Annotated in this window: 13 protein-coding genes, 1 pseudogene and 1 CRISPR repeat array; of the genes and pseudogenes, 9 read left to right on the plus strand and 5 right to left on the minus strand. The window is 53.1% G+C overall.

Features of this window, described 5'->3' with window-relative positions:
• Nucleotides 1–161 precede the first annotated feature (161 nt).
• The 9 genes and pseudogenes from cas3 (at nt 162) to cueR (ending at nt 11,694) form a co-directional block, all read left to right on the plus strand.
• Nucleotides 162–2,840 carry a CRISPR-associated helicase/endonuclease Cas3 gene (cas3, locus tag ACVV26_RS05870; protein WP_474800391.1) on the plus strand — a complete coding sequence of 893 codons (2,679 nt, stop codon included), beginning with the start codon at nt 162–164 and terminating at the stop codon, nt 2,838–2,840.
• A 31-nt stretch (nt 2,841–2,871) separates the two neighbouring features.
• Nucleotides 2,872–4,389, plus strand: coding sequence for a type I-E CRISPR-associated protein Cse1/CasA (gene casA, locus ACVV26_RS05875; RefSeq protein ID WP_474800392.1), 1,518 nt, complete (start codon nt 2,872–2,874; stop codon nt 4,387–4,389).
• Nucleotides 4,373–4,864, plus strand: a complete 492-nt coding sequence (gene casB / locus ACVV26_RS05880; protein WP_474800393.1) for a type I-E CRISPR-associated protein Cse2/CasB — start codon at nt 4,373–4,375, stop codon at nt 4,862–4,864. Before casA ends, casB begins: the two co-directional genes overlap by 17 nt.
• A 12-nt stretch (nt 4,865–4,876) precedes the next feature.
• Nucleotides 4,877–5,972: pseudogene (cas7e, locus tag ACVV26_RS05885) on the plus strand (type I-E CRISPR-associated protein Cas7/Cse4/CasC).
• The gene (cas5e, locus tag ACVV26_RS05890; RefSeq protein ID WP_474801747.1) at nt 5,972–6,646 is read left to right on the plus strand and encodes a type I-E CRISPR-associated protein Cas5/CasD; all 675 of its coding nucleotides are present in this window, start codon (nt 5,972–5,974) and stop codon (nt 6,644–6,646) included. Before cas7e ends, cas5e begins: the two are co-directional and overlap by 1 nt.
• Nucleotides 6,633–7,232 carry a type I-E CRISPR-associated protein Cas6/Cse3/CasE gene (gene cas6e, locus ACVV26_RS05895; RefSeq protein ID WP_474800394.1) on the plus strand — a complete coding sequence of 200 codons (600 nt, stop codon included), beginning with the start codon at nt 6,633–6,635 and terminating at the stop codon, nt 7,230–7,232. Before cas5e ends, cas6e begins: the two co-directional genes overlap by 14 nt.
• 51 nt (nt 7,233–7,283) lie before the next feature.
• Entirely contained in the window at nt 7,284–8,201 is a 918-nt protein-coding gene (gene cas1e, locus ACVV26_RS05900) for a type I-E CRISPR-associated endonuclease Cas1e (protein ID WP_474800395.1), read from the plus strand.
• Nucleotide 8,202: 1 nt separating this feature from the next.
• On the plus strand, nt 8,203–8,496 hold the full coding sequence (gene cas2e / locus ACVV26_RS05905) for a type I-E CRISPR-associated endoribonuclease Cas2e (RefSeq protein WP_254487933.1): 294 nt from the start codon (nt 8,203–8,205) through the stop codon (nt 8,494–8,496).
• Nucleotides 8,497–8,580: 84 nt separating this feature from the next.
• A CRISPR array of direct repeats spans nt 8,581–10,989; the repeat unit is 29 nt; unit sequence GTGTTCCCCGCGCCAGCGGGGATAAACCG.
• A gap of 288 nt (nt 10,990–11,277) precedes the next feature.
• Complete coding sequence (gene cueR, locus ACVV26_RS05910; protein ID WP_474800397.1) at nt 11,278–11,694, plus strand: Cu(I)-responsive transcriptional regulator; 417 nt, start codon at nt 11,278–11,280, stop codon at nt 11,692–11,694.
• A 46-nt stretch (nt 11,695–11,740) separates the two neighbouring features.
• On the opposite strand, the gene ACVV26_RS05915 is transcribed toward cueR, so the two are convergent.
• From ACVV26_RS05915 to ACVV26_RS05935, 5 genes are all read right to left on the minus strand, one after another.
• Nucleotides 11,741–12,193, minus strand: coding sequence for an NfeD family protein (locus ACVV26_RS05915; RefSeq protein WP_474800398.1), 453 nt, complete (start codon nt 12,191–12,193; stop codon nt 11,741–11,743).
• On the minus strand, nt 12,190–13,104 hold the full coding sequence (locus ACVV26_RS05920; RefSeq protein WP_002438811.1) for an SPFH domain-containing protein: 915 nt from the start codon (nt 13,102–13,104) through the stop codon (nt 12,190–12,192). Before ACVV26_RS05920 ends, ACVV26_RS05915 begins: the two co-directional genes overlap by 4 nt.
• 539 nt (nt 13,105–13,643) lie before the next feature.
• A complete protein-coding gene (locus ACVV26_RS05925; RefSeq protein ID WP_474800399.1) occupies nt 13,644–14,501 on the minus strand; it encodes a hypothetical protein in 858 nt (285 codons plus the stop codon).
• A 190-nt stretch (nt 14,502–14,691) separates the two neighbouring features.
• Complete coding sequence (locus ACVV26_RS05930; protein ID WP_312980215.1) at nt 14,692–15,546, minus strand: co-chaperone YbbN; 855 nt, start codon at nt 15,544–15,546, stop codon at nt 14,692–14,694.
• A gap of 58 nt (nt 15,547–15,604) precedes the next feature.
• Nucleotides 15,605–16,375, minus strand: coding sequence for an SDR family oxidoreductase (locus ACVV26_RS05935; protein WP_474800400.1), 771 nt, complete (start codon nt 16,373–16,375; stop codon nt 15,605–15,607).
• Nucleotides 16,376–16,394 lie beyond the last annotated feature (19 nt).

Below are 16,394 nucleotides of genomic sequence, written 5' to 3' on the forward strand. Positions count from 1 at the left end.
GGGAGGTGAACAATGTTAATTCTGTGGATATTTCGAGACCCGGAACGAGATGCTGTACATGCCTGGACAATGAAAAATAATTGTTTGATATGTATCAACCTGGTCATGGTGTTGTCGGCGGACAGTAAGGTCTCCTGTAGTGATCTAAAAGTGAGACAACGATGAAAAAAAGGATTTTTTCGCAATACTGGGGGAAAACGGTCAGGGAAGATTCGCAACAGACAGGCTGTCATTTACTGATCTGGCATTCGCTTGATGTTGCCGCTGTGGCTTCATGCTGGTGGGAAGGCTCTTCCTTGATTCGGTCAGTTTTTTGCCGTAACTCGCCTTTACTGGATGAAACGCAGGTTAAAGCCTGGGTACTGTTTTTCATTGCTCTACATGATATCGGTAAGTTTGACACCCGGTTTCAGTGCAAGTCAGTAGAAACCTGGCGAATGTTATCTCAATGCAACGCTAAGCCATCAGCGCTGGATTATTCCTGTTGTCAGGGTTTTGATCATGGTGCGGCTGGGCTGTACTGGTTTATTGAAGATTATCAACCGATGCAGGAGGATTGTGATTTTACCTGTTTCGACGAGCCTGAACCGCATCCCCTGCATAGCTGGATCCCATGGATAGAAGCGGTGACGGGTCACCACGGTTATATTCGTCCTCAACATGAACTGAACGATAACAACCTGAGATGGCCGACATTTTTATCCCCCTTACTTGCTGAACGCGACAGGCAAGCGCGTTGCGAATGGATTGAGGCACTTGAGGCGCTATTTCTCAACCCGGTTGGATTATCCGTTAAAGATACACCACCTGAAATTTCGCCCTTAATGGCTGGGTTTTGCTCAATTGCTGACTGGCTGGGTTCCTGGCGCAATAACGACACTTTTCAATTCAGTGCCGCTATCCCTACGACAATGGATCAACTAAGGGATTACTTTATAGCAAAGTGCGAAAAGGATGCGCCCATCGTATTACAGCGTAGTGGCCTGTTGGCGGATGTGCAGACTTATCAGGGTGTGCAAAAACTGCTTTCAACCGTTCAGCAGCCTCGTCAGTTACAAGTGTTAGTCGATGCGCTGCCGCTTGAGACTGGCGTCACGCTGATCGAGGCGCCGACGGGTTCCGGTAAAACCGAAACCGCGCTGGCCTATGCCTGGCGACTCATTGATGCCAATCTGGCCGACAGCATTGTCTTCGCTTTACCTACTCAGGCCACCGCCAACGCCATGTTTGAAAGAATGGCGTTTCTTGCCGGATGTCTTTTCTCTCAGCCAAATCTGATCCTCGCTCATGGTAACGCCAGGTTTAATAACGATTTTCAGGCAATAAAACAGCATGGTCAAAATGCCCAGGGCAATGATGAGGCATGGGCGCAATGTTGCGAATGGCTAGCCTTAAGTAACAAGCGCGTTTTTCTTGGGCAGATTGGCATCTGTACCATCGACCAGGTCCTGATTTCAGTCCTGCCGGTAAAACACCGCTTTATCCGCGGTTTTGGGGTAGGGCGCAGTGTGTTGATCGTCGATGAAATTCACGCCTTCGATACCTATATGAATGGCCTGCTGGATGCGGTTCTTGACGCGCAATACAAAGCGGGAGGCTGCGCAATCTTGCTTTCTGCGACCTTACCGGAACAGCAGCGCCATCAGTTATTGAATAACTATGGGAAGGCGGTTGCGTCAAATGACACGGGTACTTCCGCACCATATCCCCTGATTAACTGGCGGGGTTACAAAACTGCCGCCCAATGGGATCTCCAGGACTCGCCTGAGCATTTACCGCGTCGATTCGCACTTGAACTTGAGTCAATAAAATTAACGGATTTAATGCCTGATCAAACGCTGATTGACCGGATGCTGGCCGCCGCCCATGCGGGAGCGCAGGTGTGCTTAATCTGCAACGTGGTGGACGTGGCGCAAAAGGTTTGTCGCGAACTCCAGCAAAAAAGCGGCCCCGATATTGACGTCATCCTGTTCCATTCGCGCTTCACGCTTTTGGATCGCCAAAGCAAAGAAGAAAACGTGCTGCGTTATTTTGGCAAAAACGGCGATCGAAGCCGTGGTCGAATCCTGGTTTCGACCCAGGTTGTGGAGCAGTCACTGGATGTCGATTTTGACTGGTTAATCACTCAACACTGCCCGGCAGATTTATTATTCCAACGGCTTGGGCGTTTGCATCGCCATGAGCGCGATTCACGTCCCACAGGATTCTCTTCTCCACTTGCCACCGTTCTGCTTCCAGACCAGGCAAATTACGGTTTGCACAGCAAAATTTACGGTAATGTCCGCGTACTTTGGCGTACCCAACAGCATCTCGAAGCGCTGAATGCGCAACCGCTTTATTTCCCGGATGCCTACCGGGAATGGCTTGACGTGATTTACTGCGCCAATGAGGCGGATGAACCTGAGTGGGTAACGGCTGCGATGGATGAATACGAAATGCAGCAGTTAGTCAAAAGAAGTAAAGCCCGCGATATGCTGGGCTGGGCCGCTCGGGCCCCATTGAATGACAGTGATGAAAAAATTCAGGCGGTGACACGTGACGGCGAAATGAGCCTGTCAGTCGTGCAATACCTGCAAACCGAGCAGGGTAAGCAGTTACTGGATGGACGAGTTATCGAACATCTGGACGAGTTTTCTGTGCGTGAGGCATTAGCGCTTAACCGCGTTAATGTGCCGAATTCTTGGCGCAAAACGCTTGATGACCCCCTGGATGAGCACGGGATGCTTTGGCTGAAGGGGAGGATTGCCGATGGCTCGTGGCTACACGAAAGAAAAGGCTTGACGCTTATTTATACAAAAGAATCAGGGATGACCAAAGTCATCTCAAACGAAGCACTGTGATTCACAGCAATAAATTTAAGGAGGTGATGTAATGGATTTACTTATTGACCCATGGATACCCGTCCGTGCGTTTGAGGAAAGGCATCCGCAAACCATCACGCTACAACGGTTATGTTGCAGCCATGAAAAATGGCTATTAAACCTACCGCGCGATGACATGGAGCTGGCGGCTTTACAATTACTGATTTGCCTGCTGCAAGTTACCTGCGCGCCCAAAGACGATGGCGAAATGCGCCATCGGGTTGCGAAGCCGCTTGATGAAGCAGAATTTATTTCTTTAATGGCACCATGGCTGCACACCTTTCAACTGGATCATCCGCAAACGCCGTTTATGCAGGTAAAAGGCGTCGAAGCGAAAGAGTCCACCCCGATGGAAAAGCTGATGACCGGTTTAAGCGGAGCCACGAATTGCGCCTTCGTTAATCAGCCTGGGCAGGGGGAGACCTTATGCGGCGGTTGCACAGCGATTGCGCTTTTTAATCAGGCAAATAATGCACCAGGATTCGGCGGCGGATTTAAAAGTGGACTGCGCGGCGGAACACCGATTACAACTTTAATTAAGGGGGCCGATCTGCGCAGCACCCTCTGGCTTAACGTTCTGACAACATCGCGTCTGCAATCTTCTTTTCCCGTCGATAGCCATACCGAAAATCTTCCCACCTGGAAACGGCCTATAGCCAGCGGGAAAACCTTTCCTGCCGCCACGGTTGGTTTACTGCGCGGTCTTTTTTGGCAACCTGCGCACATTGAACTTTGCCCGCCAATAGGCCCAGGGCAATGTTGCGGGTGCGGGCAGCAGAGCAACCAGCGTTATAACGGTTTTCTCAAGGCTAAATTCAATTTTACGGTGGAAGGATTATGGCCTCATCCTCACTCCCCCCGCCTCATCGCCGAAAAAAAGGGCGTCATTGAGCAAAAGTTTCTCGCCTTTACTACCGCCGCACCTTCCTGGACTCAAATTAGCCGCATCCTGGTGGATAAGGAAACCCGGCAGGGTGAAGGGCGTCGTGTAGCAATGGTCGTCGAACAGTTCAGAGAGGTGTATCCACGATTTAAGCTGGCGCTCATTGTCGGCGGGTACCGTAATAATCAGGCTTCTATCCTGGAACGTCGCCACGATGTGCTGATCTTCAATGAGGGCTGGCAGAATAGTGTCGATGTGATCAATGACATTGTGGATATCGGCCTGGGATACAAATCCGCGTTGCGCAAAGGGCTATACACCTTTGTTGAGGGGATAAAAAATAGCGATGTTAAAGGGGCTGGCGTGGCAGTGCACGAAGTAGCTGAACGCCATTATTACCGTCACAGCGAACTGCTTATTCCTTCAATCCTTGCAAGCATTAACTATTCCGAGCCGCAGGACATTGTCGCTCGCCTGAGAAAAGAACTTCATCAGCTCTGCGAAGCGCTGTTCAACCAGGTCACTGCGCCTTATGCCCATCATCCGAAATTGATCCGCTCGCTAGCGGTAGCGCGCGCCTCGCTTCGAAAACATCTTTATGCACTTCAACCACAAGGAGAGTTAGCTCATGGCGACGGAGATTGATTCAATGGCGCTCTATAACGCCTGGCAGCAATTAGATAATGGTTCAAGCGCCCAGCTAAGACGGGTAAGTGAGCCTGATGAATTACGCGATATCCCCGCCTTTTATCGTCTTGTCCAACCCTTTGGCTGGGAAAACCCCGTCAATCAGCGCCCGTTACTGCGTATGGTTTTTTGCCTGATCGCCGGTAAAGACGTGATTCGTCATAAAGAAAAAAACGCCGATTACCCGACGGGTATTAGCTTGGGAAGAGCGCTAGCAAAGAGCGGGAAAATCAATGAACGCCGCATTTTTCAGCTTGTTCGCGCAGAAAGTCCTGGCGACATGATTCAACTACGGCGGTTATTAATTCATGCAGAGCCTGTTCTGGATTGGCCTTTATTCACACGGCAACTCATCTGGTGGGGAAAACGAGAGCGCCAGCAACTGCTGGAAGATTTTATGTTGGCAACCCCTGAATCAAACAAAAAAGCGTAAGGAAATCTTCTAATGAACAATTTTATCAATTTCCATGTCCTGATCTCTCACAGCCCTTCCTGTTTAAACCGCGATGATATGAATATGCAAAAAGATGCGGTTTTCGGCGGCAAGCGGCGCGTACGTATTTCCAGCCAGAGCCTGAAACGTGCGATGCGTAAAAGCGATTATTATGCCCACCATATTGGCGCATCCAGTCTACGCACGATTCACCTTGAAGAATTGCGTGACGTATTACGTGAGAAGTTATCCCCGCGATTCGAATTGCCGATAATTGATAAAACGCTTTCGTTGTTATCTGGCAAAGCCATTGATGACGCGGAAAAAATCTCCGGTGATGCCGTGACGCCCTGGGTACTGGGTGAAGTTGAATGGTTTTGCGAACAGGTGATGAAAGCCGAAGCAGAGCAGCTTGATGACAAAAAATTGCTCAAAATGTTGAAAGAAGACATAGCGGCGATGCGCGCCAATCTTCAGCAGGGGGTTGATGTTGCACTGAGCGGGCGTATGGCGACCAGTGGCCTGATGAGCGAACTGGGAAAAGTTGATGGCGCAATGTCTATCGCTCACGCCATCACTACGCATACAGTCGATTCTGATATTGACTGGTTTACAGCGGTAGACGATCTCCAGGATTTAGGTTCGGCACATCTGGGAACCCAGGAATTTTCCTCTGGCGTTTTTTTATCGCTACGCCAGTCTGAATATCGCCCAGCTTGAGGAGAATCTCGGTGGCGCAACTCGTGAACAAGCGCTACAGATCGCAGCGCATCTGGCGCACATGCTGGCGACTGAAGTGCCGGGGGCAAAACAGCGGACTTTCGCCGCATTCAACCCGGCTGACATGGTTATGATTAACTTCTCCGATCTTCCCCTTTCCTTAGCCAACGCCTTTGAAAGCCCGGTCAAAGCTAAAGACGGTTATTTGCTCCCTTCTATCAATGCATTCAATGAATATTGGCGACGCATTGCAAATGGTTATGGATTAACCGGGCCAGCCGTCCAGTTTATGGTCGCCGATGCGAATGCCCTGGGCGGAGATGTGATGGCGGTCGATACACTGGAACAACTAAAAAAATGGATCTGCCTTGATGGCGAGGCGTCATGATGAAATCATACTTAATCCTGCGGCTTGCAGGGCCGATGCAAGCCTGGGGGCAACCGACATTTGAGGGAACACGCCCGACAGCGCGTTTCCCTACACGCAGCGGCCTGCTAGGGGTATTGGGCGCTTGCCTGGGGCTAAAACGTGACGATCGAACCGCATTACAAACGCTTTCAGACAGCGTCCTTTTCGCTGTTCGTTGCGATACGTCGTCAGTTGATGGTCGGGCAATTCCGGTTAGCGGTTTACGTGATTACCACACCGTTATGGATGCGCGCGAGGATTATCGCGGCTTAAAAAGCCACGAAACCATCCAGACATGGCGTGAATACCTGTGCGATGCCGTATTCACCGTGGCGGTTTGGGAATCGGAACGGGCAACGCTCCGATTACAAGAACTGCAAGCTGCGGTACGCAAACCGCATTTTACGCCTTTTCTGGGTCGTAAATGCTGCCCATTAACCCAACCCCTTTTTGTCGACCTCTGCGAAGCCCCTGGCCCACAACAGGCGCTGGCAAATTATTCGCCCGTGGGAGGCGATATTTACAGTGAGGCGCCTGGAGATGGGGCAGGCCGACGCTTCACTGTGCGTGATGAACCGATTATTGCTTTACCGCGACAGTTTGCATCAAGAGAGTGGCACGTCATAAAAGGAGAATCGGATGTATCTCAGTAAGGTGACTATTCAGAACGCCTGGTGCCGGGATGCTTATCAGTTTCATCAGGCTATCTGGCAGCTCTTCCCTTCTCAAGGCGATCAAAAAAGAGATTTTTTATTCCGTGTAGAAACCCGTCACCCCGGTCGAGGCTGTGAAGTGTTATTGCAGTCGATAGCTGTTCCTGAATCGTCGGCGGCCGCGCATGTGCTTGCGTGCAAACCCATTGCGTTTTGTCTGAATGAGGGAGCACAGCTACGGTTTCGTTTGCGGGCGAATCCGATAAAAACCATTAAAGATGAACACCAACGTCTTGATGGCCGAGGGCAAATCAAACGTTGCCGGGTGCCATTACTGAAAGAGCAGGAACAGCATCAGTGGTTAGCGAGAAAGCTTTTACCTGCCGCCCGCCTGGAAAGCATTGAATCGGCAGGCGAGTTACCGCTGTTTTTTTCTAAAAAAGGGGCAGGTGGAAAAATTCAGCCGGTTAACTTTGAAGGTTTTCTCACGGTGACCGACGCGTCCGCATTACTGGTGCTATTAAAAAATGGAATTGGTCCGGCAAAAGCGATGGGATGCGGGTTGTTATCGCTCGCTCGCGCCTGATGGCGACGTAGTCGCGGTAAATGACCGGGACTACGCATAACAGGAGGTTTGATGTCGTATATTCCTTTAAACCCCATCCCGTTAAAAGATCGCGTTTCGCTTATTTTTCTTCAGTACGGGCATATTGATGTTATTGATGGTGCATTTGTTCTTGTTGATAAAACCGGTGTGCGTACGCATATCCCCGTGGGATCTGTTGCCTGCATTATGCTTGAGCCGGGAACGCGAGTTTCTCATGCTGCGGTTCGTTTAGCTGCGCAGGTTGGCACATTATTGGTTTGGGTAGGCGAAGGTGGCGTACGGGTATATGCCTCCGGGCAACCGGGCGGCGCACGATCCGACAGACTGCTTTATCAGGCGAAGCTGGCGCTGGATGAAGATTTGCGCTTGAAAGTTGTGCGAAGAATGTTCGCGCTTCGTTTTGGCGAAGAAGCGCCATCCCGTCGGTCGGTCGAACAACTTCGAGGTATTGAAGGCGGTAGGGTGCGTGCGACCTACGCCATGTTAGCGAAGCAGTATGACGTTGAATGGCAAGGCAGGCGTTACGATCCAAAAGACTGGGAAAAAGGGGATGTGGTGAATCAGTGCATCAGCGCCGCAACGTCATGCCTGTATGGGGTAACTGAAGCTGCTGTATTAGCGGCGGGATATGCGCCTGCTATCGGTTTCATTCATACCGGTAAACCCCTGTCTTTTGTTTACGATATTGCTGACATCATTAAATTTGATGTGGTTGTTCCAAAAGCATTCGATATAGCCCGACAAAATCCTGCGGAGCCTGACAAAGCCGTTCGCCTGGCATGCCGGGATATTTTCCGCAGTAGTAAAACGCTGATGAAATTAATTCCTCTAATAGAAGATGTATTGGCCGCAGGAGAGATCGCGCCGCCAGAGCCGCCACCAGATGCGCAACCCGTGGCTATACCTCTTCCACTGTCGCTCGGCGATGTCGGCCACCGGAGCGCATGATATGGGGATGTTAGTCGTCGTAACGGAAAATGTGCCGCCACGCCTGAGGGGGCGTCTGGCAATATGGTTACTGGAAGTGAGAGCGGGTGTTTACGTGGGAGATGCTTCTACGCGTATCCGGGAAATGATATGGCAGCAGGTAACAGCATTAGCTGATGAGGGTAATGTTGTTATGGCCTGGGCAACTAACACGGAATCAGGTTTCGAGTTCCAAACTTGGGGCGAAAATCGACGTATTCCGGTAGATCTTGATGGCCTTCGTTTAGTGTCTTTTCTGCCCGTTAATAATCAATAGGTTAGCGTTCTTTAAGAATCAGGAAAAGTTGGTGCTTTTTTGCATACTGGAAAAATCCATATAATTCAATTGAATATTTTTAGAGTGTTCCCCGCGCCAGCGGGGATAAACCGGGCCGCCCGGGCTGGCGCGGCCAAAAACAAGAGTGTTCCCCGCGCCAGCGGGGATAAACCGATTATCCCCAGGCAAAGGTGACTGCTGGCAATGTGTTCCCCGCGCCAGCGGGGATAAACCGCGCTGGAAATGAATATGGATATCATCAATCAGGTGTTCCCCGCGCCAGCGGGGATAAACCGCCACCAATACGCAGGACGCAATCTATTGCGCAGTGTTCCCCGCGCCAGCGGGGATAAACCGTGCTTCAATTTCAACCTGCTGTGATTCATTTTGTGTTCCCCGCGCCAGCGGGGATAAACCGCGTGACGGGGCCAGTGGTGGTCGGTGTTTTCGGTGTTCCCCGCGCCAGCGGGGATAAACCGCGATTCCTGAACAAAGTATCAGGTGGTGAGGAGTGTTCCCCGCGCCAGCGGGGATAAACCGCCTACAAAAACGGCACTATCCAGCGGCAGGTGGTGTTCCCCGCGCCAGCGGGGATAAACCGGGAACGGGTAAAGACTACCGCAACGCCGACTAGTGTTCCCCGCGCCAGCGGGGATAAACCGTTATCCGCCACATCTGCGCAGTGTTACGCGACGTGTTCCCCGCGCCAGCGGGGATAAACCGCGCTATTTGATAATGCTGAACATGTACGGAAAGTGTTCCCCGCGCCAGCGGGGATAAACCGCATGAGGAAATTATCCAGCTACGCCGCGCGGGGTGTTCCCCGCGCCAGCGGGGATAAACCTCGCCGATAATTACCCGGCGTCATGCAACATCCGTGTTCCCCGCGCCAGCGGGGATAAACCGTGGGGCAGGTAGACACCGCAGCCAATCAGGCGGTGTTCCCCGCGCCAGCGGGGATAAACCGAAGGAACTTTCACAGTGACCGTCCGCGCCTCCGTGTTCCCCGCGCCAGCGGGGATAAACCGCAAGGCAAATGTGTTGCTCGCGCTGGCTGGAAGTGTTCCCCGCGCCAGCGGGGATAAACCGCGGGACGGGACGATCTGGTCGATAACGCCGCCGTGTTCCCCGCGCCAGCGGGGATAAACCGGCACACGATCGTTACGCGCCTTATCCGCCAGCGTGTTCCCCGCGCCAGCGGGGATAAACCGTCACAGCCGTGCGCGTGCTGCGGCAAAACAGCGTGTTCCCCGCGCCAGCGGGGATAAACCGCTTTCCAGCGTCTCAGGCCTGCTGAGTTCTTCGTGTTCCCCGCGCCAGCGGGGATAAACCGCAGGAGACGTAATGGCTAGCCCTCTCGCTCGCGTGTTCCCCGCGCCAGCGGGGATAAACCGCATGCTGTTTATGCGTTGAGAAGGTGCCAGCGGTGTTCCCCGCGCCAGCGGGGATAAACCGGATTCATTGACGGTTGTCTTAGCATGTTGAGTGTGTTCCCCGCGCCAGCGGGGATAAACCGATGGGGCGGTGATTATGCACACCTATTACGAGGTGTTCCCCGCGCCAGCGGGGATAAACCCTATGGCTACTGGCATCAACAGAATGACGCTTGGTGTTCCCCGCGCCAGCGGGGATAAACCGCACGCGGCGATGCATTCCTGGCGCAGATCCGCCGTGTTCCCCGCGCCAGCGGGGATAAACCGCCGCGCTTTCAGTCCTGCATTCGAGCGGAAATGTGTTCCCCGCGCCAGCGGGGATAAACCGATGTGACGCCGCGCCTCTTGACCTGAAATGCCGTGTTCCCCGCGCCAGCGGGGATAAACCGTTTCACGCGATGCTGGGAGATATCGCTCGCCAGTGTTCCCCGCGCCAGCGGGGATAAACCGGACTACCTGAAACCGGAGTTTGCGGAAAACTTGTGTTCCCCGCGCCAGCGGGGATAAACCGCGCTGAAAAACGGCGTGGTCGAAAAACATCAGGTGTTCCCCGCGCCAGCGGGGATAAACCGGAGAATCACTCCCGGCACAATCAGCGACTTCAGTGTTCCCCGCGCCAGCGGGGATAAACCGCCCACCGGGTGATCGCCACCTGATAATCAAACGTGTTCCCCGCGCCAGCGGGGATAAACCTCACCGCGCCGAGTGCATCCAGCGGCTTATCCGGTGTTCCCCGCGCCAGCGGGGATAAACCGAAGAGCCAGTAATCGAGTATCCCGCGTTCTTCGTGTTCCCCGCGCCAGCGGGGATAAACCGCAGGTGTTGTTTGTCGCGTACTCTTTCCAGACGTGTTCCCCGCGCCAGCGGGGATAAACCGGCGGCAGGGGATTCAATGATTGAGGCGGGCATGTGTTCCCCGCGCCAGCGGGGATAAACCGAAAACCCGCAGGGCGATCCGTATACGTTCGCTGTGTTCCCCGCGCCAGCGGGGATAAACCGATTTTGCCGTTCGCGGCGGCTTTAAAAGAGCGGTGTTCCCCGCGCCAGCGGGGATAAACCGAATTTATCCATCTTGCTTTTATCAGGAGTTACGTCTTCTCCCGCGCCAGCAGGAATAACCCAGCCAAATATAACCCGAAAAACAGTTAGATGAGTGTTCCCACCTCATCCTCCGTCCCCACAGATTAACCACCTCATGGGCTATATCATCAGCGATGCCATATTTCCAACCTCAGTATACCGAATCGAAATTAACCCCTACCAATACCCACCAAACCCTTTATTTATCCCCCAGCCCCGGTATAAACTCCCTAAACCTTCCACCCAAAGGAAGGTTCAGGAGGGCCTAATGAACATAAGTGATGTCGCAAAAAAAACCGGTTTAACCAGCAAAGCGATTCGTTTTTACGAAGAGAAAGGGCTGGTGACGCCGCCGCTGCGCAGTGAAAACGGCTACCGAAGCTACACTCAAAGCCATCTTGATGAACTCACGCTGCTGCGCCAGGCGCGCCAGGTGGGTTTTAATCTGGAAGAGTGCAAAGAACTGGTGCACCTGTTCAACGATCCTGGCCGACGTAGCGCAGACGTTAAAGCTCGTACCCTGCAAAAGGTGGCGGAGATAGAACGGCATATCGTCGAGCTTAACGATATGCGCGCACAGTTGCTGGCGTTGGCAGAGTCCTGCCCGGGTGACGACAGTGCCGATTGCCCGATCATGGATAATCTCTCCGGCTGCTGCCATCGCCGCAGCAAACCGCAGGAATAAAAAAACCTGCCCAGTGCGGTACGTGGGCAGGTTTTTTCGCATAACGTCACTGGAGAGAAGCGCGAACCCGCAGCGTAATGCCTTCCACGGCAATCACTTCAACGCGCGTTCCGGCAGGGATATCTTCATTAGCGACTATCGGCCAGGTGCCATCGCCTACCCGCATATGCCCGCGACCATTGATTAACGGCGTATCCAGAATGTAGCGCTGGCCGATTAACTGCTGACCACGCTGATTCAACACCGCATCGGCGCGCGGCTGCGGCCTGCGTGCCAGCCAGCGCGACCAGAGCAGGGCGGCGATCACCGTTAACACCGCAAAACAGAGCCCCTGCCACTCCCAGCCGAGAGGAAATAGCCACACCAGCAGCCCGGTGATAACCGCCGCCACGCCGCTCCAGAGTAGATAACCGCTTCCCCCGAGCATTTCCGCGGCCAACAGCAGGCCGCCAAGGCTCAGCCAGAAGGTGTGAGGATGCACCAGGAAAAAGGCCATCATGGGCGTTTACGCTCGCTGCTTTCTTTTATCAATTCGCTAATACCGGCAATCGACCCCATCAGGCTGGTGGCGTCCAGCGGCATCAGCACCACTTTACTGTTATTGGCAGCACCGATTTGCTGGAGCGCATCGGTATATTTTTGTGCCACAAAGTAGTTCACCGCCTGAATATCCCCGGCAGCGATCGCTTCTGAAACCATTTTTGTCGCCCGTGCTTCTGCTTCCGCAGAACGTTCCCGTGCTTCGGCCTGCAAGAAGGCAGATTGACGTTCGCCTTCGGCTTTCAGGATCTGCGACTGTTTGTCACCTTCAGCTTTAAGAATTTCCGCCTGGCGTACGCCTTCTGCCTCAAGAATGTAGGCACGCTTGGTACGTTCGGCTTTCATCTGGGCATTCATGGATGAGATCAGTTCGGCCGGTGGGCGAACATCGCGGATTTCAATACGCGTGACTTTAATGCCCCACGGATTGGTGGCCTCATCAACGATATGCAGCAGGCGCGTATTAATGCTGTCGCGCTGGGATAACATCTCGTCGAGTTCCATTGAACCCAGGACCGTGCGGATATTTGTCATCGTGAGGTTGATGATGGCGTGCTCAAGGTTGCTCACTTCATAAGCCGCTTTCGGCGCATCGATCACCTGGATAAAGCACACCGCATCAATGGTGACGTTGGCGTTATCCTTGGAAATGACTTCCTGGGAAGGGATGTCTAACACTTGTTCCATCATGTTGATCTTACGACCAATGCGATCCATAAAGGGGACGACCAAACTCAGCCCTGGTTGCAAGGTTTTGGTGTACCGTCCAAATCGCTCTACCGTCCACTGATAACCTTGCGGAACAATTTTGACCCCAGCGCCAACAATGACCAGCGCGACAAAGATCAATACGGGGATCACAATAAGCATCAAAAAACCTCCTGTGTTTTGGTGCGAGTATCGAGGGTTTCCGCATGTTGAAAACAGGCGGCTCATGGTCATCATCCCCGGTTGAGGTCAATAAAGCAACGAATAGCGGCGCAGGCAGCGGCAAGGCGGGGTGAAAAAAGCGTAAAAAAAAGCCCCACGGGTAGGGGCGGACAAAAAGCAAAAAAGCAAAGAGTCTAACGATGGTTAAAGTGACTAAGCAGACGCTCTCAAAAGACTACTGTGGCAATAGTCTGTAAAGAGTGCCCCATTAAGGAACACGCCATTTGTTTTTGACTGTTGGCCTGGGCCGCCAGGTAGCACACGATAAAGGGATTCGCTGATACTTCAGCTCTTTACGCTGCGCACTGTGGAAGGTTACAACCCCACCAGTCCACCAGGGTTATGAAACGAGACTATTCTCAGTTAGCATCGACTGTCTCTGGGGTGAAACTCTACACTATGATATCATAAAGTCAAAGGTATTTTTTGTTAAAGTCACTTAATAAGTCTTGGATAAATCATATTAGATAAGACAGGTGTTATTGCGGAAACGTAAATGTAAAGTCTGCAATATACTGCTCGCCCGCCTGGCTTATTGCCTGCGACAGCGCCTGGTAATAACGTTCCGGGCCTAATGCGTCGATTTGCTTCAGCTGCTCGCGGATAGGCGCGCAGAACAGCGCCACATTTCCGGCTTCCACGCGCTTATTATTGGGTGGTAGTTCACCGGTGATGGCCTTAAACCAGGTACGCACTGAGCCTTTTAACGAATTGGGCGCTTTGGCGAGATCCTCATGGCCGGACAGTATTTGTAACGTCGGGAAACGGTCACTTTGAACAGCCTTCTCAAGACGTTCATAAAACTGCATAAAGATTTCCGGCGAGCCCAGATCGGTGATTTTAGGCTTAGTGGTGATGTGGTTCCGGTTCCCCGCTTTACGTACCGGCGCAGGCTGGGAGGAAGCTGGCGCAGCCTTATCCAGTTGAAGATCGAACAGCAGATTGCAATGCTCGCGACGTTCTTTCACGTTCGGGAATTTGGCGATAAACGCGCTGATAAATTCTTTGGTGCCGTAGTCAGCCAACTGGTGGTTATTCAGCCATTGCCCACGTGCAAATTCGTTGGGTGAGATAAACCAGGCAGGGGGTTCAGTGAAGCGCCGGGATTTGCCTTTCGCGTCAAACTCGATAAATTCTGCGCCTTCATTAAACGCGAAGCGGCAGTTTTTAAAACTGGTGATCGTGGTGTTAACAATCAGGGCATCATTAACAAACTTGACCACTTCTGGACTGATGACAAAGGCGGTTTGTTCTTCAGATCGAATAACATTCATCAAAGCCTGCACGTCCGGTACGCCAGGCTTTAATGAGTGAAATTCAAGAAATAAATGGTGCATTTTGATGACTTCCTGTGGCTTTTTTAGCACAGAGTAGCAGATCAAAACATTAACAACCAGTGATGCAAAAGTCTGTTTACGTAGCGGGGTGAGGTGCGTGCATCCCGGCTGCGCCAGTCTTTAGCAAACATAACAAAATGCCAGCCCGGAGGCTGGCATGAAAACAGGCCGAAATGTGCGGGCTACACAATCAATACAGCAGGGAATAAAGCTGACGACGATATTTAGACGCCAACTGGTCGCCGGTGCCCAGCGCCGTCAGGATCTCCTGCAGCATTTTACGCACCTGTCCCTCACCCGCGCCCAGGTCTGATTTCAGATGGCTCCACAGCAATTCCAGCGCCTCTTCATTACGGCCAACCTGATGCAGTTGCAGCGCCAACTGTGTAGCAAGCTGCGCATCCTGCGGGTTTTGCGCAACCTGTTGTTGAAGCTGCTGGATCTCAGGCGTATCGGCCGCCTGGCGCAGTAAATCGATTTGCGCCATCAGCCCCTGATAACGGGTGTCCTGATCCTGCATCGGAATCGTTTTTAATACCGCTTCGGCGTCTTCGCTGCGCTGCAGCGCAATTTGAGTTTGCGCCAGCAGCAAGCCGATTTCGCTGTTCTGGCCGGAAATCTGCCAGGCGTCTTTCAGCAGCGGCAGCGCTTCGGCGTGCTTGCCTTCTTCAATCAGCGCCATCGCTTCCTGGGCTTTCAACTCTTCTTCGCGCGGCAGGACTTTTTCGAGCAGGGCGCGTACCGCTTCTTCCGGCTGCGGCCCCTGGAAGCCGTCAACCGGCTGGCCCTGCTGGAACAGATACACCGTGGGGATGGCGCGCAGGCCAAACTGTGCGGCGACGCGTTGTTCGGCATCGCAATCCACTTTGGCGAGAATAAACTGGCCGTTGTACTGGTTCGCCAGCTTCTCCAGCATCGGCGTCAGCTGCTCGCAGTGCTGGCTGCGTGGCGACCAGAAATAGAACAGCACCGGCGTGGTCATTGACTGTTCAATCACCTGGTGCAGGTTCGATTCGTTAATATCAAAAATAGATTCCAGGGACATGTGTCACCCTCTTTTGTCGATTTGTTTTTTACATGGGGGCAGAAGGCGGGGCTTCAACTCAACCCTGCAAAATTTTGTCCATCACTCGTCCCGGCAACAGGCGTTTAAGCAGCCCGACGGCGTACGTCACCAGCGTCACCGGATAACGCAGTTTGGGGTTCTCGCTCTCAAAAGCATGGCGCACTTTCGCCACCACCGCCTCCGGCCCCAGGGTAAACCGCGCGGCGATGCCGGGGTTCTCAACCGGTTTGTCGGACTGGGCCTGGTTGACGTTGTCGGTGAAGCGGGTGCGGATTGGGCCGGGTTCGATCAGGCTGACTTTCACGCCGCTGTAACGCAGCTCCATGCGCAGCGCATCGGACCAGGCTTCCAGCGCATATTTGCTGGCGGCATAGGCACCACGCCCTGGCGTGGAGATCAGCCCCATCACCGAACTGGTGTTAACGATGCGCCCTTCATTGTGCGGCAGCATCGCGGGTAGCAGCAGCATCGTCAGCTGGTGTGCGCCGAAAAAGTTAGTAGAAAACTGCTGCTCCATCTGTTCGCGGCTGATGGCGGTGAGCGGCCCGTAAACCCCGTAACCCCCGTTATTGAAAATGCCGTACAGCCGGTTATTGGTCAGGGCGATCACCTGCGTGGCGGCGGCCTCGACGCTTTGCGGATCGTCCAGATCGAGCAATACCCCGGTAAAACCGAGCGCATTCATCTGTTCGACGTCAGCGGGCTTGCGGCAGGCAGCGAGCACCCGGTAGCCGAGACGCTGCAATTCGTGGGCGCTGGCCAGGCCAATCCCGCTGGAACATCCTGTTATTAAGACTGATTTTTGCATAACTTTACCCGCTCATGCC

The organism is Atlantibacter sp. MEI4A-1023, assembly GCF_056155425.1.